This window comes from Halobacillus halophilus DSM 2266 (assembly GCF_000284515.1).
Taxonomy (GTDB): Bacteria; Bacillota; Bacilli; order Bacillales; family Halobacillaceae; genus Halobacillus; species Halobacillus halophilus.
Map to the genome: position 1 here is coordinate 3,796,439 of NC_017668.1, position 22,696 is coordinate 3,819,134.

Below are 22,696 nucleotides of genomic sequence, written 5' to 3' on the forward strand. Positions count from 1 at the left end.
ATGAACCTTACGCGATACAATATAGGTTGAGATCGAGGAAAGGAGTTTTATCAAATGAATCGTGAAATACATTTAGTAGAAAGACCAAAAGCTGCACCTACGCATGAACATATTAAAGTTGTAGAAAATAACCAGCCTGAACCAGGTTCAGGAGAAGTACTCCTGAAAATGTTATACGTATCCGTAGACCCTTACATGAGAGGTCGAATGAGCGACGCCAAATCCTATGTTGCACCTTTTCAACTAAACGAACCTATTGAAGGCGGTGCTGTCGCAGAAGTGGTGCAATCCAACGCTGACCAATTAAGTGAAGGCGACATTATTACTGGAATGCTTCCATGGAAAGAATATACGGTACAAAAAGCAGACGGCCTTCGTAAAATTGATCCGAGTCTCGGACCGATCACTACTTCTCTAGGTATTCTTGGCATGCCAGGCCTTACCGCGTATTTCGGCTTAATGGACATCGGACAACCTAAAGAAGGAGAAACGATTCTAGTCTCCGGAGCAGCAGGCGCTGTTGGTTCCACCGTTGTTCAAATCGGTAAAATTATGGGCTGCCGCGTTGTTGGTATTGCTGGCACAGACGAAAAAACCAGTTATTTAAAAGAAGAACTAGGCGTAGACGCGACCATCAACTACAAGACTGAAAATGTATCTGAAGCTCTTCAGGAGAAATGCCCGAACGGTATTGATGTATATTTCGATAACGTAGGCGGAGATATCTCCGATGCCGTCTATCCGCTTCTGAATAAGTATGCAAGAATTGCCCAGTGTGGTGCCATTTCTTCTTATAACGTCCCGAATGACCAGGGACCGCGTATTCAAATGCACTTAATTAAATCCAGTGTATTAATTAAAGGATTCACTGTAGGGGATTATCAAAACCGCTTCTCCGAAGGTTTCCAGCAATTATCCAAATGGTTGAGCGAAGGAAAACTCACTTACGAAGAAACGATCACCGAAGGCTTCGAAAACATTCCTGACGCTTTCTTTGGTCTGTTTGAAGGAGCTAACCTTGGTAAACAGCTCGTTAAAGTAGCAGAACCTTCTCAAAAATCTTAATAGGTAATAGAGCAGGTGTACGGTTTTTTTCGCCTGACTATTTAAGAGAGCGTACAGATGTTGTACGCTCTCTTTTTGTTTTATATCGTGCCAATTCTCTTTGTTCGAACATGCGTTAATAGCCAGTGCCTCAAAAAGGGTTCTTCCCTATCACGGGCTCCCTCAGAAATGAAAAGTTAATTTTCATTTCTTCCAAAAAATGTATTCCCTTTCAAACTATTTATGTTAACCTGAAATAAAATAAGTTAACAAGGTGGGGTTAATTTGAACTCCGAGAGCAGAAGACTTCGAATGATGATCAACTGCGCCATTTTTGCAGCCACTACAGCTATACTGGCTCAAGTAGAAATTCCTCTTCCAGTAGTTCCGATCAGCGGTCAAACGTTGGCGGTGGGATTAACCGCTACTATTTTAGGAAGCCGTCAGGGAGCGGCAGCAATGACTTGTTACGCTGCTTTAGGAGCAGCCGGACTACCTGTATTCGCAGGTTTTAAAGGCGGGGCTCAGGTGCTGGCTGGTCCTACGGGAGGATATATCATTGGATTTATTGCTGCGGCATTTGTCACTGGGTATATCTTAGAAAAAACTTCATTCAACTTACCAATGGCTTTAATAGCCAATACGGCCGGAATGATTGTCACCCTTTTGTTTGGAACGATCCAATTAAAATTTGTTTTAGATCTCACTTGGACGCAAGCCCTTGCCGCCGGTGTCTATCCTTTTATCGCTGTAGGATTAATCAAAGCCTTTCTGGCAAGCTGGATTGGAATAACTGTCAGAAGGCGTCTTGTACAGGCGAACTTAATTCATTCTTCCAGGAAAGCTGTGGCTTAAAATGGGGTTAATCATTTGAGCCACACTGCTAGAAGAAAGTTCGATGAAGAAAACGGCATAGTGAGGAGTTTCCCTCATTGGCTCATGATGGAAAATGTAGTAATTATCTTCCGCCTACTTCGCACTGAAAAGTCCATCATTCAACTCCCACCCCTGCTTCTATCGAGGTGCAGGGGATTCTCCCTACAAACGATAAACGAAGGGAAAAGTTTCATCGTTCATGATTAAGAAAGGTTTTAAATAAGCCAGGACTCCGCTCCGGCTTATTTTTTTTACTTTCACCACACATTCACCTTGACGCTCCCCATAAAAGTAAAGTAAACTTAACGTTAAGTTTACTTTACAAAATCACACTTGGAGGAAGCTATGAAAAATATCATCAGGGATCAGCGAATCGATCATCAATTGACCCAGGAGCGACTCTCAGAACTCCTGAATGTGTCGAGACAGACGGTGATATCTCTTGAAAAAGGAAAGTATAAACCTTCTCTAGTCCTTGCCCACAAGCTTGCCCAGATTTTTAACTGTCATATCGAAGATCTATTTATCTTTGAAGGAGATGAAAACATTGAATGACTTCTGGAATAACATGATTGGACTTACAGGATTGGTTGTGGGGTTATCCATTGCACTAGCGGTTATTTTGATTAACCGTAAGTTTATGAAGAAAAACAGACAACTTGATGAGCGTCAGCATACCATCAGTGTGCACGCTCGCGCAGGTGGCTGGATGGTTACCTCAGCCCTGATCATTATAGTCTGGGCTGTGGAAATCGTAGTAGAAGGAGTTACCTTTTCTTTCTTCCTGCTCACTTTTCTATATGTGGGGCATATGACAGCCTATGGTTTCTTTGCTTATCATCACGCTGCAAATAACTAATTTTTAAGTCAGGAAGCTAAGGGGGACAGCTATGAATACGATCTCGCTCATGATTTTTCTTTTACTTTGTTTATTGTTTCTCGGGAATGGAATTTATCAGGGTATTGCCAACGAGAGCTGGACAGCGCTTATTATAGCCATTATCGTTATTATTTTCGGGGCAAGAAGCATGTGGAAACGCCAGAACAAAAAACGCCCCCGTGACTAGGGGGGCGTTTCACTAGGAATATCTCGGGTATTCATAGCGTCCGAACCATTGGTATCGGTGGCTTGAAAACCATAAATAAAGAGGGGATCCGATAAGATGCAAACCTGGTAAATAAAGAAGAAGACCAATTAAAGATACGGGTGGCAATACAAGCATCAATCTGCGTATCGTAAAGAACCCTTTCTTGATCTCTCCCTCCTTCGTCAGCATATGAATCTCATCCAGGGTGTTTCGGCCTTCTAAGTAGGGATACTTTCCACTTTGCTCAATTGCTTGGACAGACACCCACTTAATTTGGTCCAACCAGTCAAACTTGCTGAAAACTCTCTTAATCTGGTAACAAAAAGGACACTGAGCATCATAAAAAACCACATGTTTCATTCTATCATCTCCTTTGTTCCATCGAAGTGCTGACTAATCCATGAGATGGACTCTAACCCAGCCGCGAACGCTATTAATCATCCATATTTCCTGGTATTTTTCCAACTCTTCTTTCCTCAGAACCCGCTCCTTAAGTTTTCCTTCTTCGACTAATTGTTTTCGGTAAGTACCTGAAAGCAGGCCGCAGGAAATGGGTGGCGTGTAAAATTCTCCATTAAATTTCACCACAAGATTAGCGATGATAAACTCCGTTAATTCACCTTTTTGGTTCCATAGCAACACCATTTTATTTTTCTTTTGATGTTTTTCGTAAACTTTTCTGTGAGTCGTTTTATGGAATAAAAAAGGGTCTTGCTCATTTACGGGTTGTTCGGCCAATTCGGCTGCTAAAGCTGACGGGAATTCACCTAATGTTTTGCACTCAATTTCAGGGTTCCCTTCTTGATCCACCAACATTCTTACCTTGTGCAAGCCTTCTCGATGAAGGGAACTAATTTCACGTATTTTCTGTAGCAGCAGCGCTTGATCAACTTTAAATCCAAAATAATCACCGGAATTCTGTACACGTTTCAGGTGATAAGGAAGTAAAGAAATCCTTCCATCGTCCAACCTCATTGTTTCTAACAACCGGAATTCAGGCACAGTTTCAGTGAGAAGTTTAGCCTTTGTATGGATCTCCTCATACTCTCCCTCAGATGTAGATTCCCATGTTACTCCCCCGCCTGTTCCATAGGCTGCCGTTCCATTATTCAACATGACTGTACGAATCGGAACGTTGAAAACAGCTTCCTTTTCAGGGGTCATATACCCTATGGCTCCGCAATACACCTCACGCGGACTGCGTTCTAACTCTCGAATATATTCCATCGTCCGAACTTTAGGAGCGCCCGTAATAGATCCACACGGGAATAAAGCTTGAAAAACTTCCCACATACTGAAGGAATCATCGAGTTGTCCTTTTATCGTGGAGGTCATTTGATGGACGGTTGGATAAGTCTCCACTTCAAAGAGCTCAGGTACATGGACGGAACCGGGTAAAGCAATCCTCCCGAGATCATTTCGAAGTAGATCCACAATCATCAGATTTTCAGATCGCTCTTTTTCTGAACGAAGAAGATCAGCTTTCCGCTTTTCATCTTCTGCAAGAAACCTACCCCGAGGGGCTGTTCCTTTCATCGGCTTCGTGGTGATCGTCCCATCATCGATACGGAAAAACAACTCAGGTGAAGCGGATAATAGCTGGTGTGTGCCCGTATTAATATAAGCACTGTATGAAGATTTCTGCGCAGCAGACAGTTGTCTATAAAATGCATATTCATTTCCTGAGAAGTCGGCGTTTAGCCTGGTTGTGTAGTTTACCTGGTAAGTCTCTCCCAGCTTTATGGCTTTTTTTATCTCGCTTATACCTTCTTTATACTGGCTGTAATCGCCTTCCATGAGCCAATCTGATACTTGAAACGAGTCCGAATGGGCGCTTGCTTCGCTAGAGACAGGTTCATGAAATATTCCAAACCAGACCAGCGGCCATTCCGAGTTCGAATGAACTTGTAAAGCCTTGTCAAAGGCAGGTGCAGCTTCGTAGGAAACAAACCCTGCGGCATAAAAGCCTTGCTGCAACGCCTGTTCAACTTCAAGAAACGCTTGCTCCACCTGTTCGACCGTTTCAGCAGAAATAACACGCTCCGGGTCAGTAAATCTTTTTGGGCTCTTGTCTCCATAACGATCACTAAACTCGAATAATAAGGTTGGCCCTTTCATTGAAGCGCTCCCTCCAATTCCAGACTACTTTTGGAAACAGCGGAGTGATAAGCATTAACGAGCATCTGATATCCGTAATCTGTCATGATGGACTCTGGATGAAATTGAATACCTTCTATAGGAAGTGTCCGATGCCTCACGGCCATCACTACGCCATCTTCCGAAGCAGCACTAACTTCCATCATAGGAGGAATATCCTCCGGTGGGGTATGAAGGGAGTGGTAACGCGTGACTTGGACTTCCTCTGGAATGTTCCGGAAAATGGTCTTCCCGTCATGATTGATTTTCGTGACTTTTCCGTGCATGGGCCGGGCCCCCTCTCTCACCGTGCCCCCAAAGAAATGAACGATTAATTGATGACCTAAACATATGCCAAGAATGGGTTTGGACTGATGAAACTGCTTGAGAACGTCCTGGCATACCCCCGTCTCTTCAGGTGACCCGGGGCCGGGCGACAGAACAATAAAGTCGGGATTAAGGCTTTTGATACCCTCAATGGATATCTGATCGTTTCTATATACTTTTACGTTTTTATCGATTTGTTTAAAATATTGAACAAGATTATAAGTAAATGAATCATAATTATCTAAGATTAAGATCATAATAGCAGCACCTTCACTTGATGTAATGGTTTCTATTATCATTATACAAGCTTTCTCATTTGATTCTATAATTTCTTAAAGGAAAAATCATCACGTTATAGTAACGCTTTTACGTAAAAAAGAATCGAAAAAATTCTTTTCCTGTATTAGAATGAAAAGAAAGAATGCTCGGCGTTAGGATGATTAGGATGAATAAAGCTTTATTGCGCTCCAAAAGTATCTGGATAAAAGTCCTTCTGATCGTACTTGGGATATCAATGCCTTTATGGCTCAGCGTAGAGGTGTCCGGGCTTGGCAGCTTAATGAGAAGCTTAAGAGAAGAACCGGATGGAAGCACGTTGATGATGGCCGCTTTCGCTCTTGTCCTATTGAACACCATTCGCGCTCTTCCGCACTATATAGGGGCCTTGCTTCTAGGAGATGAGATCGGCGCCTATTACGGAAAACCCTGGCTTAAGGTACTCATTCCCTTGTCCATTATTCCACTAAGTTACCTGATCATTAACGGGTATAACTCCATTAATTATCATTTCGGCGCCCCTGCCCTGATTCTGTTATTGTCCATTATGCTTCTGCATATGCTCGGTAAAGGAAGGCTTCGTCCTGTTTTTAAATCCTTTGTGTTAGTGCAATTGCTCTTTGGAGTCCAATGGCTCGATACCGTATTATTTTTAAGTGCCTTTGGATTTGGAGGCGGTACGATTTCGATGGAAGTGAAGGCGATCGCTGAACAACTTGGCTTTGGTACGACGCTGTCATTTTACAGTCTGGTTTTCAGTGCCGTATTTATCGTTAACGCTATTGTTCTGGCTGTTTATTTAACGGTCTCGGAACAGAAATGGAAAATGCGCCAGGACCTCGACATTGCCCGCCTGGAAATGGTGGAGTCACGTTCTGGTCGAGAAGCCCTGCACCTTGTGCATGATCTGAAAACCCCCCTCTCTTTAATGGAAGGGTTAAATTCATTAATTCAAATGAAAACAGAGGATCCTGAAATTCTCCGCTACACCGATAAAATCTCTTCATCTATTCAATCAACCAGCGACATGGTTTCTGAAATCTTGTACCATGAAAAGAAAAATTGGTGTACATTAAAGACATTCATTGAATATGTACGAGCTAATAAACTTTCGGATTCGGCCACCATTTATGATTTTGATCTGCAGGCAGATGAGAATATTCAGATCTACATTAATAAAATCCGAATGACTCGAGCACTTGTGAACTTAATTGATAACGCAAGTGATGCCGTAGAAGGTCTGAGTGACGCCACCGTAACGATCTGTTCAAAAGTAGGGGAAGGCGGGGTCTATATCGGTGTAAAAGATAATGGACACGGGATTAGTGAAGAAAATATAGAGAAAATTTGGAATGCCGGATATAGTACCAAGTCCCACCCTGGGGTCGGCTTGACGTTTGTAAAAAATGTAGTCCAAGAACATGAAGCCGAATTGTCCATTGAGAGTGAACATGGAATTGGCACTACATTCTGGATTCATATACCGAAGGAGAGAGTGAATGATGAAGATCCTGATCATTGATAATGACGAATCCCTGCGCTTTATGCTGACGGAATTCTGTAAACATGCAGAATGGGAATCCGATACAGCAGTGAATGGCAGAGAGGGTATAGAGAAATTCCTAAAAGGCGCATTCGATGTGGTGTTAGTTGATTATCATATGCCCGAGATGGATGGTTTGCAGACCGTCCGCGAGCTGCGTAAACATAATCAGCAGATCCCGATCCTTGTCCTGACGGTAGATGAACGACAGGAAGTGGCCGACCGCTTTCTTGAAGAAGGCGCAACTGATTTCGCATTAAAACCCGTGAAGGCGCCAGATTTAATATCACGGATTCGTCTTCATGCTCAAATTGCGAATATGAAGAGTGTCCAGGATGAGGAAGAGGACGTTTTCACGGTGAAAGGGATCAGTAAGGGGACATTACAAACCGTTGCCCGTTTCCTGAAGGAACACAAATCCCCGATTTCAGTAGATGGTATTTCTAAAGAAGTCGGTCTTGCCTACCCTACCGTTTACCGCTATCTTATGCATCTATTAGAAGAAGGCAAAGTAAAACAAGTGGTCAGTCACCAGAAAATCGGACGGCCGAAAAAACTGTATAAGTGGTACACCCATTGAATAGTTTCTAAATCTCCAACGCGCATCTCTACGTGTAATCTCATCCTGTTAGGGTACAATCTTACAGTAATGAAATACATTTAGCTCTAGTATATTACTATGACAAGCTATTTAAAGGAGGGACACCATGAGAACAGGAAACCCTGTATTAAAAAACGATACTTTCCAAAGTCGCAGCCAAGGTGAAACCATGACGCTTGGCGGAACGGTTGCGAAAATTGCACTCTTATTTATTTTTCTTTTAGGGACTTCGCTATACACCTGGTATCAGTATTCTCTAGGAGCAGATGTTACAGCTATGATGCTGATCGGTGCAATCGGCGGCTTAATTTTTGCTTTAATTACGGCATTCATACCTAAAGCAGCTCCCATAACCGCTCCGATTTATGCTGCACTCGAAGGCTTCTTTATTGGAGGGATTTCAGCCTTTTTTGAAAGCAGCTACCCTGGCATCGTTATTCAAGCGGCATCCTTGACGCTCGCCGTTATGGGTGTGCTGCTGTTCCTATACGCGAGTCGAGTGATTAAGGTAACGAAAAACTTCCGACTGATGGTTGTATCCGCTACTCTAGGCATTTTTGTCGTTTATCTCATTAACTTTGTCATGAACATTTTCTTTGGTATGGAGGTTCCTTATCTTCATTCCAGCGGACCGATCGGTATTGGTATTAGTCTATTTATTGTTGCCATTGCTGCGCTGAACCTTGTTCTAGACTTTGATTTTATTGAAGAAGGCGTAAACCGCGGTGCCCCTAAACATATGGAATGGTACGGCGCTTTCGGGCTGATCGTTACACTTGTATGGCTATATATTGAAATTCTCCGTCTGCTACAAAAGCTCAGGAGATAATGAAAGGAGCCTTTCCATGCGCGGAAAGGCTCCTTTTACTCTTCTACTTTACCCCATGCTGAGTCAAAAAATCCATAATTCCTGGCACTAATTCCTCTGCTAAAGGTAAATCAGGATTCCCATATGTCTTTAGATTCCCCTCCCGGTCTTCGGGAGCCTTTTTCAGAACATGATTCATACCTTCGATAAGGAGTAATTCTGCCTCAGGGTTAGCATCTGCTAGAATTTGAGCATCCTTTTTAGTAACTTGAAGGTCGTTTGTTCCATTCACAATAAGGGTTGGGATTTCCGTTTCTCTCATTTGTTCAGCGGGGTCATAGGCCATCCACGATTGCAAGAAAGGCTGTACGGAGGGATTGAACACACTCATTAGAGGATCACTCACTTCTTTAACGGTTTCCCCTTCTCTTAACCGCTCAAGGATCGTGAGGCTTTCCTGATATAAATCATCCGTCAAACTTTTAGAAAGCTGATCTTCTAACAATTGATCAAACGTTCGTCCAGCTCCTGAGATGGATACAAAAGCATCTGTAATTCCTGATTCAGCTGCAATCATACCCACCAGGGACCCTTGACTGTGGCCAATTACAACTACTTCGGAAAAGCGCTCATCTTCATTAAGTTTATCTATCCATTGCTTAGCATCATCTACAAACTGATCGAAGCGTATATCCCCTTCCTTCGTGACGGCTTGAGCATTTTTGCCCGCTCCTCGTTTGTCGTAACGAACACTCGCTACTCCTCTATCCGCAAGTTCTTCCGCAAGAAGTTTCAGGCTATTATTTTTCCCTTCTATGCCAGGACTGTTGCCATTACGATCCGTAGGTCCCGAGCCAGGAATAATTAAGGCTACCGGGGGCTTTGAATCTTTTTCGGGTAATAGCAGCGATCCATATAAGGTGCCGGTAATGGTTTCAATCGTCATAAAGTCTTCCTTACTTGCGCTGGAGGAAGAAGCTTTCTGTTTCTGTAATTCAAAGTTAAAATTTTGGCCGGACTGAGTAAATGTTCCTTTGATTACATCCTTTTCCACCGCTCCAATGAAACGAAGTGACTGACCGGAAATGGACATTTGAAACGTAAGTTCTCTCCCGTTTAACTTCACTTGATCCAAGGGATAGTCTTCTATATTCTGAGCAGGGATTGATATTTCACCTTGCAGAGATTCCTCCTCACGAAACTCCACGATGATATTTAAGGGCTGATCAGGCACTTGAATGGAACCACTCCATTCCCCCTCTAAATCATCTCCTCCCATTTTATCACTTCCTTCAGATGTCTGATTTCCTTCACTACAGCCAGCTGTTATTAAAAAGACCAACATGATGATCGGCAGCCAAACACGCATAATGAACCTCCCTTTTTTCCTCAAAGATACGTACTTAAGACAGAACAATATTCCACAATAAATGTTATAAGAATTTTAATAATTAACCTATTTATAACATATGTGTCCGTGAAAATCTTTAATTTCTAGGCTCTATTAAAGGTTATTGTTGATTTATCATACCGATGTGGTCTCCCGCCATTGCTCCGGGAGGCCGCTGAAAAACTGAAGATTTATGAAAAATAGGCTACACAAAAGCGGACTTATCCCCTCTATCCCTTCATTCGTTTCACGGATCGTTTACGAGCGGTTGGCTTTTGTAAGTTCAAGAAACGCACTCTTTTTAGATGGATTTTCGTTGATTCCACGATAAGCGTTCGGTGGTGACGCCTGCGGGAACAGCGCGAGCCGAAGATCCACTTGGTCAAGTGGTCTTCTTGACCAAGTTAGCTGAGACCGTGCCCGCGGCAAGCATCCACCGACAAGCGATTCGTGAGAAGCAACAACAAACGTCAACAACTCCCCTGGGTAGAAAGGAGTTTTTCAGCGGCCTCTGCTCCGGATGGTGGGAGACTCGATTTCGTCGTTCCTACACTATCGCCAGCTCAACTGTATATTTCAACATGAAGATTTAGCCGGGCCAATTACTAAAAAAAACATGGTCTCTTATGAGGCCATGCTTCTTTCATGTTATCCCTGGTCTACGTTTCTTTTAATTGGCTCGACTTCTTACTGTTCATGAAGAAGGTGGTGATCAGCATGAGAAGCAAGAATATAAGCACAATGCTGAATCCTCCCGCCTGGCCGAACATTTCGGAGGCCAAGCCTACAATATAACCTGCAATACCGCCGCCGATACCGGAAGCAATGTATATTAAACCAAGTGCAGAACCGCCATTTTTGGAAAGCTGTGTACCAAAAGCTGTGGCAGTAGGGAATAATGTGGAGAAGAACAAACCTGCACCCGAGAATAAATAAGGGAAATCATTAGCAAACAAGAAACTGATTCCTACCATAAGCAGGGAACCTGCAGAGAACGTAATCAATATAATGCGTTCATTGATCCAGTTGGTTAGGTAAGCAATAGCGAGTCTGCCTGCCATAAAAAATACAGAGAACAGAGAGAGAATAGTTGCTACCATGTCTTCTTTAGCTTCAGTAGAAAGCCCACCTAAATCAAGAGATTTAAGGTAACTCGGAAAGAAGTTCATAAAAGATACTTCCGCTGATACTTCAAAGATTAAGAAAAACATAAGAAATACGAATTGAGCATCTTTTAACATAGGAATGAACGCTTTCAAATCAATCTTCTCAGCCTTTCCAGACGGGAAATGGACGGAAGTAATGTAGATAATGACGGCTACAAGGCTTGCCGCAATCCCTATATAGAAATAACGCCAGGAAGCAAACTGAAAAAGATAGTTTAAGAACTGTGGAAACACGACCATCCCTAGTCCATATACGCCCATAGCTAAGTTAAACATCTTGTTTTGTCGATCTGGGTATGCGGCCGGCACGATTGCGTTAGAAGCAACTCCTAAAGAACCCAGGCCAAAGCCGACGATCATATAAAACCCTAAAAAGAACGTAATATTAGGGGCAAGACCGGTACCTAGAAATCCAAGTCCCATAATAATTGAACCGACGATTGTCATAATGCGAAGCCCTTTTTTATCGGTATAGTACCCGATCAGCACACTGGCTAATGTAAAACCTAATTGAAATATAAAAACGACAAGACCGAATTGACCCATATCAAGCCCTAAATCCTGTTCTACTTGATCAAGCACAATTCCTTTTGTATTCGTCACCCCACCCGATATAAACTGGGTGAACATAAGGATGACAAGAGCATGAATACTCTTTCCTCGAGACATGTGGGCTACCCCCTGATGATTGTAATATATAATAAATCTGTTTGATTGCTTGGAGGGTTTTCCCACGGTCTCTTTACTTAAAACTATAAAAATATATGTAAACGATTTATTATATTAAAAAAATTTATAAACCTATTATTTTCATTCTATTGACCTAGATTTGTTGTGATAAAATGACAACCAGGCAGTGTTTCTATATAGGAGGTCGGCTGCCCCCTTATCGAAGTGGAAAGGGGGTGATGCCTTTTTTGAGTATCTATGAGGTGTTTATGGTTCTATTTTCTTTCGGAACTTTCCTTATTGCTCTGCTCGCGTTGGTCATTAAAATGACCAATAAAAAATAGACCTCCTGTCTGGTAACGGGAGAGGTCTATTCCTCAGTGAGTAGCCGATCCCTTCGGAACAGCTGCCGGTCTGGCCGCAGTGGACACTGCGGCCTTTCGAATGTTCAATTCTGACTTTATTGTACCACAAGTATATGCCGTCATCCATCAGCCTATAACGGGTGGCTGCTTGTTTATGTAATCGTCTAAGAATATTCTGTGCTTCTCAAATATTTGATCCGGCAATTGATCCAATGGGAAAAAGCGAGCATCTAATGTCTCTCCATCCTGAAAATTAAAGGCCCCGGTGAACTCTTTGCAAGTAAATAAAATCTGGACGAGAGCGACCTGATCACCATTTGGAAACGTTTTATGCAGCTCCATCCCTGAATACACACCAAACAGTTCCATTTCACCAAGCTCAAGTCCTGTTTCCTCTTTAGTTTCACGTCTGGCCGCGTCTTCCACTTTTTCATCCATCTCCATAAAGCCTCCCGGCAGCCCCCACGTCTGCGTATCAGCCCTTAATTGTAGAAGCACACGGTTGTGTTCATCTATAACAAATGCACCGCATACCGTCATAATCACTCGCTCTTTCCCTACTTTCGAACGGATGTATGTAATATAATCCATAAATAATGTACTCCCTTATCTTTATTTACACTCGCCTCGTGCAATTCGCTTGTACCTCTAATTGAATCACTTTTTCATATTCCCATTCAAGTTATCCAGACTTTATTAAAGAAGAGTCCCCTCTCCACACCCTGTGTTAGAATAAATCAAATGGTAATATCTGTTTGACCTGAGGTGGTAAAATGTGGACATACCTACCTTCCACAAGATGCTTCTCCTAGTTTTTATAACGAGCTCGATCCTATTGAATTGTGAAGTCTTCAATGGCTAAAGAATACTTAAATAACAGACAGCAGTAAAAACTATCATTTTGAAAGTGAGGAATAACTTTGAAACGCACCCTTACAGCTATTGGACTAACGCTTGTTGTCGTGTCGGCTGTCATTCTAATAATCAACATCAGAGGTGGCACTCAGAACGCGCCAAAAGATGCATCCTCCCATTCCAAAATGCCACTAAGAGGGAACGAAGAGAAAAGTACCCGCTCCCCTCTCTTACAGTGGTCTATGGAACAAAAAGTCTCCCAAACCTTATATATTGGTATCCAGGGACTTACTTTAAGTAATCAGGAGAAAGAAATGATCAGCCAGAATCAGGTTGGAGGGGTAATTTTACTCGGGCGAAATGTTGAGAGCGCCCCACAGCTGCAGAATTTAGTGGATTCGATTCGCCAGGCAAATGCAAATAATCCCACCCCACTTTTTTTAGGGATTGATGAGGAAGGCGGCCGGGTAAGCCGGATTCCGGACAGTGCCATCATGAATCTTCCTGCCAGCAAAAAAATTGGCGACACAATGGATCCAGAGCTTGCTCAAAAAACAGGACGACTATTGGCTGAAAAAGTGAAAGCATTTGGCTTTAATATGAACTTTGCGCCTGTGCTTGATATCGTAAATAATCCAAATAATCAAGTGATTGGAGATCGTTCCTTCGGAGAAACTCCAGAGCGCGTTAAAAACATGGGGATCTCAGCCATGCAAGCCATACAATCGGCTCGGGTCATACCCGTGGTCAAACACTTCCCAGGTCACGGAAATACGTCTGTGGATTCACACTATGACCTTCCTGTCGTGGATCAAACCATAGAAGAGTTAGAGGATTTCGAATGGGTACCTTTTAAGACGGCTGTTGAACAAGGGGCAGATGCCATCATGACCGCTCACATCTTATTCCCTGAACTCGATCAGAAATACCCTGCCACTCTTTCTAAAACAATTATTACAGGTATTATCCGAGAGCAGCTGGATTTCAACGGGCTTGTCATTACGGACGATATGGCTATGGGAGCAATCTCCAATAATTATGGAACAAGCGAAGCAGCCGTACTCTCGATACAAGCAGGGGCGGATATGGTTTTATTAACAGATACAAGTCAGTTTCAGAGTGTGAAAAATTCGCTTATCCAAGCTGTTAGGGACGGACAAATTCCAGAAAGTCAGTTAAATACCAGTGTTACAAGAATACTTCAGAAAAAGGAAACTTATAAGTTAAGTGAACCGTATGAGGACACCGCAGAAATCTCTCAACTCAATATGCAAATTGAAGAGGTATGGAATCAGATTCAATAAGCGTGCTTCCCGCTAACCGTCGGGAAACACGCTTTTCTTTTTTAAATTTCTTTATAACGATGCCACCAGGGTTTAGCTTCCTCGAGCTGTGCGGCTAATTTAAACAGTGTAGCTTCATCCCCGAACTTCGCCATAAAATGTGAGCCGATTGGCACGTTCTGTTCATTCCAGTACAATGGGACACTCATAGCAGGCTGTCCTGTCACGTTGGCAATAGGAGAAAGATGAGCATATTGAGCAGACACCGCGAGAATCTCGTCAATCGTATTTTCTTCTCCATTATAGCAGCCAAGCGGCAATGCCGACTTAGAAGTAACCGGATGAAGCAACACGTCATAATTCTCAAAAAACCGATGAACCTTCTCACTTTCAGAAGCTAAGAACATCCGGGCCTGCTCGTATTCCATAGCTGTAAATCGGGAAGCTTTATCAATCAAGGTAGAAAGCATTCGTTCAAGATTCTGTGAAGATGGATCTTTTCCATTCATTCGGGCAGCATCCTGAACAGCAAGCGCCCCTCCAAGTACCCATACCGTCACGTAAGCGTCCATGAAACGGTGCAAATCAAAATCAGGATAAGCGACTTCTACATGATGACCTAAGGATTCCAGCAAATGAGCTGTCTCATTCACCGCTTGCTGCACATCGGGTGCAATGTCCATTAATTCCCCGAAATCAGCTAGATAGCCCACCTTAAGGATGCCTAACTCCTCTTTTATTACCTCCGTGTAAGGTTTTTCGTAAGCAGGAGTAGCAAACAGATCCCCCATCTGCGGACCTTCCAAAACGTCCAGAAGTGCCGCACTGTCACGAACAGAACGGGTGAGAGCGTGACTAACCGCGAAACTATTCAAACGCATGGAAAAGGGTGTCCGTCCTCTGGTCGGTTTGAGTCCAAACACTCCACAGTTCGATGCTGGAATTCGAATGGATCCTCCTCCATCACTGCCATGAGCAAACGGAATCATGCCAGATGCTACAGCCGCTCCAGCTCCCCCGCTCGACCCACCCGGAGAATAGTTATGGTTCCACGGATTCTTCGCGAAACCAAGATGAACAGATTCCGTAGCCGGAGTAAAGCCGAATTCAGGTGTATTCGTTTTACCTAGAATCGTTAATCCTGCCTGCTTATAACGTCTAACAATCTCATCATCTGCTGATGCCTTAAATCCATCCATAATCTTTGAACCGTAGGAAAGAGGATATCCCTTCATAGCATTTAAATCTTTAATTAGAAACGGAACCCCTCTAAACACACCATTTCCATTAATATTTTCTGCATTCTCAAAAGTCTTATGTACAACTGCGTTGAGCTCAGGGTTCTTTCGATCGATCATTGCCTTATAATGCTCAACAATTTCTTCAGGCTTCAACTTATTTTCTTCAATTAAACGCCGCTGTCCTATCCCATCTAACTCATGAAGATCATAAATTTCCATTTGATCAGCCTCCCTTTCCTTTCTCATTTTCTATGAAATACCATCAAAAATAAACTATTTACTACATCGCTTCCTTTTAATCATAAGTAGAAAAACAGCGCTTGGAAATTTCACCAAAAAATTAAAAAACCAGCGTTTATTTTTATCCGGCCAGGGAAAATTATAGCAAAGTCAAAGGAGAGGATACGTGAATGAAATACCATTTCCCCCTTAGAAGTCAAAAGCTTGTTTGGATTATTGGATTCGCCTCTTTCCTTATTGTTTTATTCACATTAAATTTACTTACTCCTGATTCCGCTGTAAACCTTACACGAAGCCTCGTCGCTTTTGGTGCTGCTCCTTTATTTATCCTGTATGCGAACCAAAACCATCTCTGGTTTCGTAAATCCTTTCGATGGCTGGTATCAAGCAGCCATCTTCTGCTTTCCAGCGCTTTCATTTTCTTTTTCGGTGTCATAGTCAGCTTTGAAGTTCTCTCTATGATTCCGAGTAGATACGGCTTTTTTCTCCACCTCTTCCTATTAGCTGTCTCCTCCGTTATCTATTGGGCACCTCTACTGCTTTCCTGTCCGTTTCACAAATCTAAGCCATTCATGTCACGATTTGCTTATTTCACTCTCACAACCCTTTTGTTTTTTATTTATCACGAGGCTGCTTTTTACTATTACGGTTCACGTCCGTCGGCAGGCTTTATGAATACAGGCCTCGCCGCCATGCTTATCACTTTATTCTATATTATTACTCAATGGTCTAAGTTGGAAAGCCACACCGACCGACCTACTGTAAAAGGTTATGTGCATTCTTTGACGGAAGAAAAGAAGTCATAAAAAAACAGCCAGCATAGCTGACTGTGTTGAGGAGTATTCTACCTGGGCTTCATAAATAGTTGAGTCCAGTACGTCCCGTATTTCCCGGAATCTTCTATATAGCCTACACCAATGTGTGTAAACTGATCATTTAAAATATTCGCCCGGTGTCCTTCGCTATTCATCCAGCCTTCCACGACTTCTTCAGGAGTTCGTTGACCAGCCGCAATATTTTCACCGGCGGCCCAATAAGAGAAGTCAAACTCATCCATCATCTCAAATGGCGAGCCGTAGGTAGGAGACGTATGACTGAAATAATTTTTTTCAGCCATGTCCTCGGATTTTACAACCGCAAGTCCACTTAGACGATTGAACATTTCAAGAGGTTTCAAGTCTTCTGCAGCCCGTTCTTCATTCACCAGCACTACTACTTCTTTTTCATACTCAGAAGGTTCATAATCTTTAAGAGAAGAAGAAGAAAGATCGGTTTGTTCCTTGTTAACTTCTTCTCCAGAACGGTCTTCAGGTGTGGCACTCTGGTTATCTTCAGGGTCCATAGGCTCAGGACTGGTTTCTATTTCAGGTTCCGGCATTTCACCGCTTCCAAAATATTTCTTCAGTTCTTCAATTAACGGGCTGGAAGCATCCCAATCGCTGAACCAATTCCCTACTTGATGGGCTTTTTCCGTGACTGAACCGAGGTGGTCGTCTTTATTTTCCCATATTTCCTGAGCATAGGACGGGGCAGCTATTGTTCCAATAATTACAGCTACTATTATTACTAACAGGAGTTTTTTAATCATCTACTCTGCTCCTTATCATCAAGTTGCCTAAAGTCTGGAGGTTACTGATAAGTCTATTATCTCATCCACGGGAAGGTACCACAAGCAAAGGGACTGAACCAATCGTTTCCAGAAATTACTTACTGGTTATCCATACTAAGTTTTCACAACTCTTTACTAAAGAATACCCCATCAACTCATTAATCAAGCATCTTTTAGAGAACCTTTATAAATCACTTTCTCATGCAACGACAAATCAAGATCGCGAGCATGCTTCATCAAGCGTTTTTGCTCAACTGGATTCACAAGGGAGATGACTGTCCCGTCGGATGCACCTAACCGGGCTGTGCGGCCAGCTCTATGAATATAAGCCGTGGCATCTTTAGGAACATCTAAATTCACAATGTGGTTAATATCTATAATATCAAGGCCCCTTGCCGCCACATCAGTTGCTAACAGCAGTGAATAGTCCCCTTTCCGAAATTCTCTAATCGCTTTAGCACGCTGTTCTTTATTTGCATCACTATGCAAAAGACCGAGGTCTAAGTTTTTATAGGTTAATTTTTCGGCAAATACATTCAGCTTCGCTATATCCTGCAGAAATGCAAGCCCCTTAAAACCATCCATCCTGGCAAGCTTACGAAGGACTTCAATCTTATCCCGATCTTCACACACCATGTACGTATGCTCGACGTCCGGCTTTTGTATTTCTGTTTCTACACGTACGACTTCTGTTTCTTCATCCATAAACTCCTGCGCTACGTCAATTACTTCTTCAGGCATGGTTGCTGAGAATAACAGGATTTGACGATCTTTGAGCATGCTTTCCAGAATGTCATTGACCGTTCGAATATGTTCTGGGACAAGCAGCTGGTCGGCTTCATCCATGACCACTGTTTTAATTTCATGAGCTTTTACTTTTTTCTTTTTCATTAATTCATAGACCCGTCCAGGAGTACCAATCACTACTTGCGGCTTCTTCTTCAGTTTTTCCATTTGTCGTTTGATATTTGCTCCGCCGATAAGGGTAGTACTGTTAATCCCGCTTCCTTTCGTCCAATTCTGAACTTCTTCATTAATCTGCATGACCAGTTCATGAGAAGAAGCTAAAATAAGGACCTGGGTATGCTTTTGGTCAGGATCAATCTTATGAAGCAGCGGAATAAGATAGGCAAGCGTTTTTCCACTTCCGGTAGGAGCTTCCCCCAACACATCTTCTCCATTTAAAACGAGCGGGATGGCGCGTTCCTGTACCGTTGTTAGAGTTTCATACCCGGAATTGCTCCATGCTTCTTTTAGAAAAGGGGATAGTTCATTAAACCATTCTGTTTGGTTGTTACTCATATTTTTCATATCCTTTCTTTCGATCATAAAAAAAAGAGGCCTCATACCATATTGGATGGTTAAGAGACCTTTTATACATAATCCATAGCTTGCTTTATATTATACACGATTAACGGTTAGTTTCGATATAATTTTTCAAGTGGACAAGGTGGTCCTGGTCCTCTTTTCTAATGATTCTTTCGATCAAAGGTCTGGCTAGCTTATTACGAAGCCCTTCTGTATAGAGTTCTCCGCGAAATTCCACCTTCGTGCCATCACTCACTTCGGAAAACGTATAATGATATCTCAAGTCAAGACCGTTCTGGACGCTTTGTACAGAATAACGCTGGTTTTTCAGAAATTTAGTCACTTCAATCACAGAGGAAGCTTTTCTGCCTCTGATCTCTCTTGTTTCTTTAAACTGATAACCTTCCCGGACCGGCCCTTCTGACAATAGTTCAACTTTAATTACGGCATCCATAATTTCAGGGCTGTTTTTAAAATCAGTAGCAGCTTCAAAGACTTCATAAACGGGCTTCTTAATGGTTATACTTTTTTCAAGAAAAGACATAAAAACCCTCCGCTATAAACAGAATCAATCCTCAATAAATATTTTTCTACTCCACCTTATTTCCCTGCCTCGATCACACAATATGAAAACATGTTACTCATTTCTTTTTAAAGAAAAGCCCAGTTTTTTTAGCGCGCTTCCTAAGTTTGGCTGACTGTCCACTTCTTTTAATTCATCTCGAATATCAACAGCCTTCACAGCAAGATCCGGCTGCATCCCTGTAATCACTGGGGTAACCCCAATCAGCTTAAGTATATTCACAATTTTTAACAGAGAGGCCCCGACTGTCTCGTCTATATCCGAAATACCCGACAAATCAATAACTAGATCATCGAGCTCCCATTCCTGGCTTTTCTGCAAAGTCATCTGGATGATCATATCAGCCCTCTCTTCACTAATCTCTCCGATTACCGGTAAGATCGCTACGCTTTCCGTGATGGGAACAAGAGGTGCTGACAATTGATTAATCTGCTCTTTAGCACGCTCAAGTTCAAGTACATAGGTCAGGAGCGAAGCCATGGTTTCGAACAATTCAATGCTCTCCCGTGAAAAATAAGTGGGCTCTGAATGAAGTCCGCAGATGGTTCCATAATTGGATCCATCTTTATAAAAAATAGGAACGGCTATAAAACTACCTTTTTCCAGCGGACGTTTTCCCAAAATGGCCTGGCCTTTTTCTTCTTTCGTAAGATCAGAAATGATATATGCTTTCTTTCCATGGTCGAGACTTCTTTTACAGAGAGTACCATCTAAAGGAAAGGTTTCTCCCTTTGATACCAGTGGTTCCTTTTGGCTCGCTACTTGTATAACTTTACAAGTTTCTCCGTCATCTGAGGTAAAAAACAAAGTATCAAGATTAGTGGATTGATCCATTAGTTCAATAATACTCTCTGCTACTTCTTCAAAGTCCTGAAAATTTCTTGGTATTAGAAATTTTTGAGGTGGATGATTCATAACTAACTCACCTTTCTATACTCTTACGTCATTTTATATTGACTATACTCGAAAACGCTATTCGTTATCTACCCTTTTACAGTAACAAATATGTCACTATTAAGTAATGTTTTTAATCAAAGTTGAAATCCGATAAGCGAAAGGAATATCTTTTGCCAACTCCACACAACCTATAAAAATCAACCGTGCGAAATGAGGTACATATATTATGGACTGGATTGCCATTATTCCTTTTATAGTCGTCATATTAACAGCCATTTGGACCAAGCAAGTGATCCCAAGTTTATTATTTGCCGTTATTGTAGCTGGATACCTGGTAGATCCACATTGGCTCAGAGGTATGATGACAGGGTTCATGTTCATCGTTCAAGGTCTGACAGATGAAAATAATATGAAGATTATTATTTTTCTCTACGCTTTCTCCGCCTTGATAGGAATTGTGAAGGTGTCCGGGGGGATTAAAGGGTTTGTTCAGGAAGCCACAGAACGTATTGATAAAAAAAGAGGCGCTTTTATCCTTACCTGGCTATCATCACTCGGGACGTTCAGTGCTCCTAGTTTTCGCATCGTAACCATTGCTCCTGTTATGAAAGCCATGCGAAAAAAAATTCCGATGAGTAAGCAGGAACTTGGGTTTGTCATCGAGACGACCGCCTCCCCTCTAGTCGTTTTGATCCCTGTAGCTACTGCCTTCGTTGGTTACATGACGTCTGTGATCGAGTTGTCGTTGCAGCAGGCTAATGCGGAAGGTGATCCTTATTCTCTTTACATCAGTAGTATACCCTTTAATTTCTTTGCTTTTTCTATGCTGATTGTAGGTTTCTATTTAAGTTTTTTCCATCGTAATAAAAAACCTGCCACAGATGCTGAAGATATGAGTCAGGATAAGGGGAAGGACGATGATGATTGGCAGGACTGCCACCCTGCCGTAACTAAAGAGCTCCCGGCAAAGCCCTGGAACTTAATTGTTCCGCTCGCAAGTGTGATCGTATTAACCTTCTTTTTTATGTATATGGTAGGAGTCGAGGAAGGCGAGCAGGGATTTAAGGCGCTGATCAACGATGCTGTGTTAGACGCCATGGTCTTAGGTGTAGTTACAACCCTGATCGGGTTCGTCATTTATTTAAAAATAACAGCATTGCCGCTTAAAAAAATTATGGACAGCTTAATCTATGGGGGAAATGAAATTATGGGAGTTATTCTCTTACTGGGAACGGTATGGGGGCTTAGTAAAGGTTCTGAAGCTCTTGCGTTTGCAGATACGATCTCTTCCTGGTTCGGCTGGATTCCTCCTGGTTTTGTAGCCGTCATTATCTTCATTGTAGGCTGCGGGCTTTCTTATTTTATTGGTTCATCATGGGGGACCTGGGGAATTCTTATGCCGGTTGGTGTTTCCATAGCCGCCGTTGCGGGCAGTTCTCTGCCGATGGTCATCGGTGCCGTGTTTGCTAGTGGGACATTTGGTGCTTTTGCTTCCCCATTGAGCGATGATACGAATACGACCGCGGGGATATTAAATTTAAATGCCATTAAATATGCTAAGTTCAAGTTGAAGCCCGCTTTATGGGCTGCTTCGGCTGCAGCAGTTTTATACTTTGGCCTCTCCTTTTTCTTTTAAATACCCCCTATTTCCGAATTCCAATTAAAGATAAGCTCTCGTTTGTTTAAGACTCAGTTTCGAGATATCTCGTGAGAGAGTTAGGTCCTTCGGGGAACGACTCGCTTTCCGTGGACATGTGCTGAGCCTCCTCAAGCTAAAGCTTTCCGGGGTCTCACCAATCATGTTTATCCCTCAGGAGTCTCCCCGTTCCCCTCCGGACCTGGCCGTATCAGAGACTCGAAACGGCTTTATCCTTCACCATGGGCGTATTCACTTTATTCAAGCTTAACTATGCGGGATAGCCTGTTATATAAGCATTTCAGGCAGGTTAAGGAAGAAAAAAATTCTCTCTTCCCGAAGGGACCGTTATTCCTAAGAAAGTTGGGCTGGTGGGGAAATGGCGAGACTCCCATGGGAGAAGGAACTAGGTGAGATCCCGCAGGGAGTGAAACGAGCGAGGAAGCTCATGGTAAAAGGAGGATCGACTAAAGTCGCCACGTCCTGTGGCAACGTCGATCGACCCTACATCGTGTAGGGCCATAGGAAAGTGTTCAAATGTGGAATCACCCCGAAAGACACGAACAGCATAAGCCGAGCATCAAAAGGATGGTGGTTTTTCCGTCGGTTGATGAACGGCTTATGTCTCGAGTGTCTGGGTGATGGAACAAGATGAGTTATTTCCCCACCAGCCCCCTCCTCATATCGTAACGGACCCAAATTATCTCGAAATCGAGTCTTCAACTATACGGCCGTTTAGTTTAACAATTCTATTT

General features: G+C 42.7%; 23 protein-coding genes. 12 read left to right on the forward strand and 11 right to left on the reverse strand.

The window, feature by feature from the left end; translation table 11 throughout:
* The first annotated feature begins 54 nt into the window (after positions 1-54).
* From HBHAL_RS18645 to HBHAL_RS21625, 5 genes are all read left to right on the forward strand, one after another.
* Positions 55-1,065, forward strand: coding sequence for an NADP-dependent oxidoreductase (locus HBHAL_RS18645; protein WP_014645076.1), 1,011 nt, complete (start codon positions 55-57; stop codon positions 1,063-1,065).
* A 264-nt stretch (positions 1,066-1,329) separates the two neighbouring features.
* Positions 1,330-1,899: a biotin transporter BioY gene (locus HBHAL_RS18650; RefSeq protein ID WP_014645077.1), complete on the forward strand. Its 570-nt coding sequence runs from the start codon at positions 1,330-1,332 to the stop codon at positions 1,897-1,899.
* 366 nt (positions 1,900-2,265) lie between these two features.
* Positions 2,266-2,475, forward strand: coding sequence for a helix-turn-helix transcriptional regulator (locus tag HBHAL_RS18655; protein ID WP_041601458.1), 210 nt, complete (start codon positions 2,266-2,268; stop codon positions 2,473-2,475).
* Positions 2,468-2,779 carry a hypothetical protein gene (locus tag HBHAL_RS18660; RefSeq protein ID WP_051005613.1) on the forward strand — a complete coding sequence of 104 codons (312 nt, stop codon included), beginning with the start codon at positions 2,468-2,470 and terminating at the stop codon, positions 2,777-2,779. The genes HBHAL_RS18655 and HBHAL_RS18660 overlap by 8 nt, the downstream gene beginning before the upstream one ends.
* Before the next feature lie 31 nt (positions 2,780-2,810).
* Entirely contained in the window at positions 2,811-2,987 is a 177-nt protein-coding gene (locus HBHAL_RS21625; protein ID WP_014645080.1) for a hypothetical protein, read from the forward strand.
* A 12-nt stretch (positions 2,988-2,999) separates the two neighbouring features.
* Here the strand turns inward: HBHAL_RS21625 and HBHAL_RS18665 are convergent, their stop codons facing one another.
* From HBHAL_RS18665 to HBHAL_RS18675, 3 genes are read right to left on the reverse strand one after another with little or no spacing between them, the layout of a single operon-like run.
* Complete coding sequence (locus HBHAL_RS18665; RefSeq protein ID WP_014645081.1) at positions 3,000-3,368, reverse strand: thiol-disulfide oxidoreductase DCC family protein; 369 nt, start codon at positions 3,366-3,368, stop codon at positions 3,000-3,002.
* A gap of 33 nt (positions 3,369-3,401) precedes the next feature.
* Complete coding sequence (pabB, locus tag HBHAL_RS18670; protein ID WP_014645082.1) at positions 3,402-5,126, reverse strand: aminodeoxychorismate synthase component I; 1,725 nt, start codon at positions 5,124-5,126, stop codon at positions 3,402-3,404.
* A complete protein-coding gene (locus HBHAL_RS18675) occupies positions 5,123-5,728 on the reverse strand; it encodes an anthranilate synthase component II (protein WP_014645083.1) in 606 nt (201 codons plus the stop codon). Before HBHAL_RS18675 ends, pabB begins: the two co-directional genes overlap by 4 nt.
* Before the next feature lie 188 nt (positions 5,729-5,916).
* Here HBHAL_RS18675 and HBHAL_RS18680 point away from each other — a divergent pair, with 188 nt between their 5' ends.
* The 3 genes from HBHAL_RS18680 (at position 5,917) to HBHAL_RS18690 (ending at position 8,720) form a co-directional block, all read left to right on the forward strand.
* Entirely contained in the window at positions 5,917-7,269 is a 1,353-nt protein-coding gene (locus tag HBHAL_RS18680; RefSeq protein ID WP_041601459.1) for a sensor histidine kinase, read from the forward strand.
* On the forward strand, positions 7,247-7,870 hold the full coding sequence (locus HBHAL_RS18685; RefSeq protein ID WP_014645085.1) for a response regulator: 624 nt from the start codon (positions 7,247-7,249) through the stop codon (positions 7,868-7,870). Before HBHAL_RS18680 ends, HBHAL_RS18685 begins: the two co-directional genes overlap by 23 nt.
* Positions 7,871-7,997: 127 nt before the next feature.
* Positions 7,998-8,720 carry a Bax inhibitor-1/YccA family protein gene (locus tag HBHAL_RS18690; protein WP_014645086.1) on the forward strand — a complete coding sequence of 241 codons (723 nt, stop codon included), beginning with the start codon at positions 7,998-8,000 and terminating at the stop codon, positions 8,718-8,720.
* Positions 8,721-8,763: 43 nt separating this feature from the next.
* On the opposite strand, the gene HBHAL_RS18695 is transcribed toward HBHAL_RS18690, so the two are convergent.
* Positions 8,764-10,068, reverse strand: a complete 1,305-nt coding sequence (locus tag HBHAL_RS18695; RefSeq protein WP_014645087.1) for an alpha/beta hydrolase — start codon at positions 10,066-10,068, stop codon at positions 8,764-8,766.
* Positions 10,069-10,748: 680 nt separating this feature from the next.
* The gene (locus HBHAL_RS18700; RefSeq protein WP_014645088.1) at positions 10,749-11,924 is read right to left on the reverse strand and encodes an MFS transporter; all 1,176 of its coding nucleotides are present in this window, start codon (positions 11,922-11,924) and stop codon (positions 10,749-10,751) included.
* 239 nt (positions 11,925-12,163) lie between these two features.
* Between HBHAL_RS18700 and HBHAL_RS21895 the strand changes: the two genes are divergently transcribed.
* Positions 12,164-12,268, forward strand: a complete 105-nt coding sequence (locus HBHAL_RS21895; RefSeq protein ID WP_014645089.1) for a putative holin-like toxin — start codon at positions 12,164-12,166, stop codon at positions 12,266-12,268.
* Between the two features lie 147 nt (positions 12,269-12,415).
* On the opposite strand, the gene HBHAL_RS18705 is transcribed toward HBHAL_RS21895, so the two are convergent.
* Positions 12,416-12,880, reverse strand: coding sequence for an NUDIX hydrolase (locus tag HBHAL_RS18705; protein WP_014645090.1), 465 nt, complete (start codon positions 12,878-12,880; stop codon positions 12,416-12,418).
* A 329-nt stretch (positions 12,881-13,209) separates the two neighbouring features.
* Here HBHAL_RS18705 and nagZ point away from each other — a divergent pair, with 329 nt between their 5' ends.
* Positions 13,210-14,448 carry a beta-N-acetylhexosaminidase gene (nagZ, locus tag HBHAL_RS18710; protein WP_014645091.1) on the forward strand — a complete coding sequence of 413 codons (1,239 nt, stop codon included), beginning with the start codon at positions 13,210-13,212 and terminating at the stop codon, positions 14,446-14,448.
* Positions 14,449-14,489: 41 nt separating this feature from the next.
* Here the strand turns inward: nagZ and HBHAL_RS18715 are convergent, their stop codons facing one another.
* Positions 14,490-15,887 (reverse strand): amidase, encoded by a 1,398-nt coding sequence (locus HBHAL_RS18715; RefSeq protein WP_014645092.1) that lies wholly within the window; start codon positions 15,885-15,887, stop codon positions 14,490-14,492.
* A 191-nt stretch (positions 15,888-16,078) separates the two neighbouring features.
* Between HBHAL_RS18715 and HBHAL_RS18720 the strand changes: the two genes are divergently transcribed.
* Complete coding sequence (locus tag HBHAL_RS18720; RefSeq protein WP_014645093.1) at positions 16,079-16,714, forward strand: hypothetical protein; 636 nt, start codon at positions 16,079-16,081, stop codon at positions 16,712-16,714.
* A 38-nt stretch (positions 16,715-16,752) separates the two neighbouring features.
* Here the strand turns inward: HBHAL_RS18720 and HBHAL_RS18725 are convergent, their stop codons facing one another.
* The 4 genes from HBHAL_RS18725 to HBHAL_RS18740 form a co-directional block, all read right to left on the reverse strand.
* A complete protein-coding gene (locus HBHAL_RS18725; protein WP_014645094.1) occupies positions 16,753-17,496 on the reverse strand; it encodes a CAP domain-containing protein in 744 nt (247 codons plus the stop codon).
* A 183-nt stretch (positions 17,497-17,679) separates the two neighbouring features.
* Complete coding sequence (locus HBHAL_RS18730; RefSeq protein ID WP_041601780.1) at positions 17,680-18,819, reverse strand: DEAD/DEAH box helicase; 1,140 nt, start codon at positions 18,817-18,819, stop codon at positions 17,680-17,682.
* Between the two features lie 109 nt (positions 18,820-18,928).
* The gene (locus HBHAL_RS18735; RefSeq protein ID WP_014645096.1) at positions 18,929-19,369 is read right to left on the reverse strand and encodes an SRPBCC family protein; all 441 of its coding nucleotides are present in this window, start codon (positions 19,367-19,369) and stop codon (positions 18,929-18,931) included.
* A 93-nt stretch (positions 19,370-19,462) separates the two neighbouring features.
* Positions 19,463-20,323, reverse strand: coding sequence for a GAF domain-containing protein (locus HBHAL_RS18740; RefSeq protein WP_014645097.1), 861 nt, complete (start codon positions 20,321-20,323; stop codon positions 19,463-19,465).
* 208 nt (positions 20,324-20,531) lie between these two features.
* Between HBHAL_RS18740 and HBHAL_RS18745 the strand changes: the two genes are divergently transcribed.
* Positions 20,532-21,941, forward strand: a complete 1,410-nt coding sequence (locus HBHAL_RS18745) for a Na+/H+ antiporter NhaC family protein (RefSeq protein ID WP_014645098.1) — start codon at positions 20,532-20,534, stop codon at positions 21,939-21,941.
* Positions 21,942-22,696: the final 755 nt, after the last annotated feature.

Excerpts from the sequence above, each read along its gene's own strand:
- HBHAL_RS18645 (WP_014645076.1), top strand. The coding sequence starts at position 55 with ATGAATCGTGAAATACATTTAGTAGAAAGACCAAAAGCTGCACCTACG.
- HBHAL_RS18655 (WP_041601458.1), top strand. The coding sequence starts at position 2,266 with ATGAAAAATATCATCAGGGATCAGCGAATCGATCATCAATTGACCCAG.
- HBHAL_RS21625 (WP_014645080.1), top strand. The coding sequence starts at position 2,811 with ATGAATACGATCTCGCTCATGATTTTTCTTTTACTTTGTTTATTGTTT.
- HBHAL_RS18665 (WP_014645081.1), bottom strand. The coding sequence starts at position 3,368 with ATGAAACATGTGGTTTTTTATGATGCTCAGTGTCCTTTTTGTTACCAG.
- pabB (WP_014645082.1), bottom strand. The coding sequence starts at position 5,126 with ATGAAAGGGCCAACCTTATTATTCGAGTTTAGTGATCGTTATGGAGAC.
- HBHAL_RS18675 (WP_014645083.1), bottom strand. The coding sequence starts at position 5,728 with ATGATCTTAATCTTAGATAATTATGATTCATTTACTTATAATCTTGTT.
- HBHAL_RS18680 (WP_041601459.1), top strand. The coding sequence starts at position 5,917 with ATGAATAAAGCTTTATTGCGCTCCAAAAGTATCTGGATAAAAGTCCTT.
- HBHAL_RS18685 (WP_014645085.1), top strand. The coding sequence starts at position 7,247 with ATGATGAAGATCCTGATCATTGATAATGACGAATCCCTGCGCTTTATG.
- HBHAL_RS18690 (WP_014645086.1), top strand. The coding sequence starts at position 7,998 with ATGAGAACAGGAAACCCTGTATTAAAAAACGATACTTTCCAAAGTCGC.
- HBHAL_RS18695 (WP_014645087.1), bottom strand. The coding sequence starts at position 10,068 with ATGCGTGTTTGGCTGCCGATCATCATGTTGGTCTTTTTAATAACAGCT.
- HBHAL_RS18700 (WP_014645088.1), bottom strand. The coding sequence starts at position 11,924 with ATGTCTCGAGGAAAGAGTATTCATGCTCTTGTCATCCTTATGTTCACC.
- HBHAL_RS21895 (WP_014645089.1), top strand. The coding sequence starts at position 12,164 with ATGCCTTTTTTGAGTATCTATGAGGTGTTTATGGTTCTATTTTCTTTC.
- HBHAL_RS18705 (WP_014645090.1), bottom strand. The coding sequence starts at position 12,880 with ATGGATTATATTACATACATCCGTTCGAAAGTAGGGAAAGAGCGAGTG.
- HBHAL_RS18715 (WP_014645092.1), bottom strand. The coding sequence starts at position 15,887 with ATGGAAATTTATGATCTTCATGAGTTAGATGGGATAGGACAGCGGCGT.
- HBHAL_RS18720 (WP_014645093.1), top strand. The coding sequence starts at position 16,079 with ATGAAATACCATTTCCCCCTTAGAAGTCAAAAGCTTGTTTGGATTATT.
- HBHAL_RS18725 (WP_014645094.1), bottom strand. The coding sequence starts at position 17,496 with ATGATTAAAAAACTCCTGTTAGTAATAATAGTAGCTGTAATTATTGGA.
- HBHAL_RS18730 (WP_041601780.1), bottom strand. The coding sequence starts at position 18,819 with ATGAGTAACAACCAAACAGAATGGTTTAATGAACTATCCCCTTTTCTA.
- HBHAL_RS18735 (WP_014645096.1), bottom strand. The coding sequence starts at position 19,369 with ATGTCTTTTCTTGAAAAAAGTATAACCATTAAGAAGCCCGTTTATGAA.
- HBHAL_RS18740 (WP_014645097.1), bottom strand. The coding sequence starts at position 20,323 with ATGAATCATCCACCTCAAAAATTTCTAATACCAAGAAATTTTCAGGAC.
- HBHAL_RS18745 (WP_014645098.1), top strand. The coding sequence starts at position 20,532 with ATGGACTGGATTGCCATTATTCCTTTTATAGTCGTCATATTAACAGCC.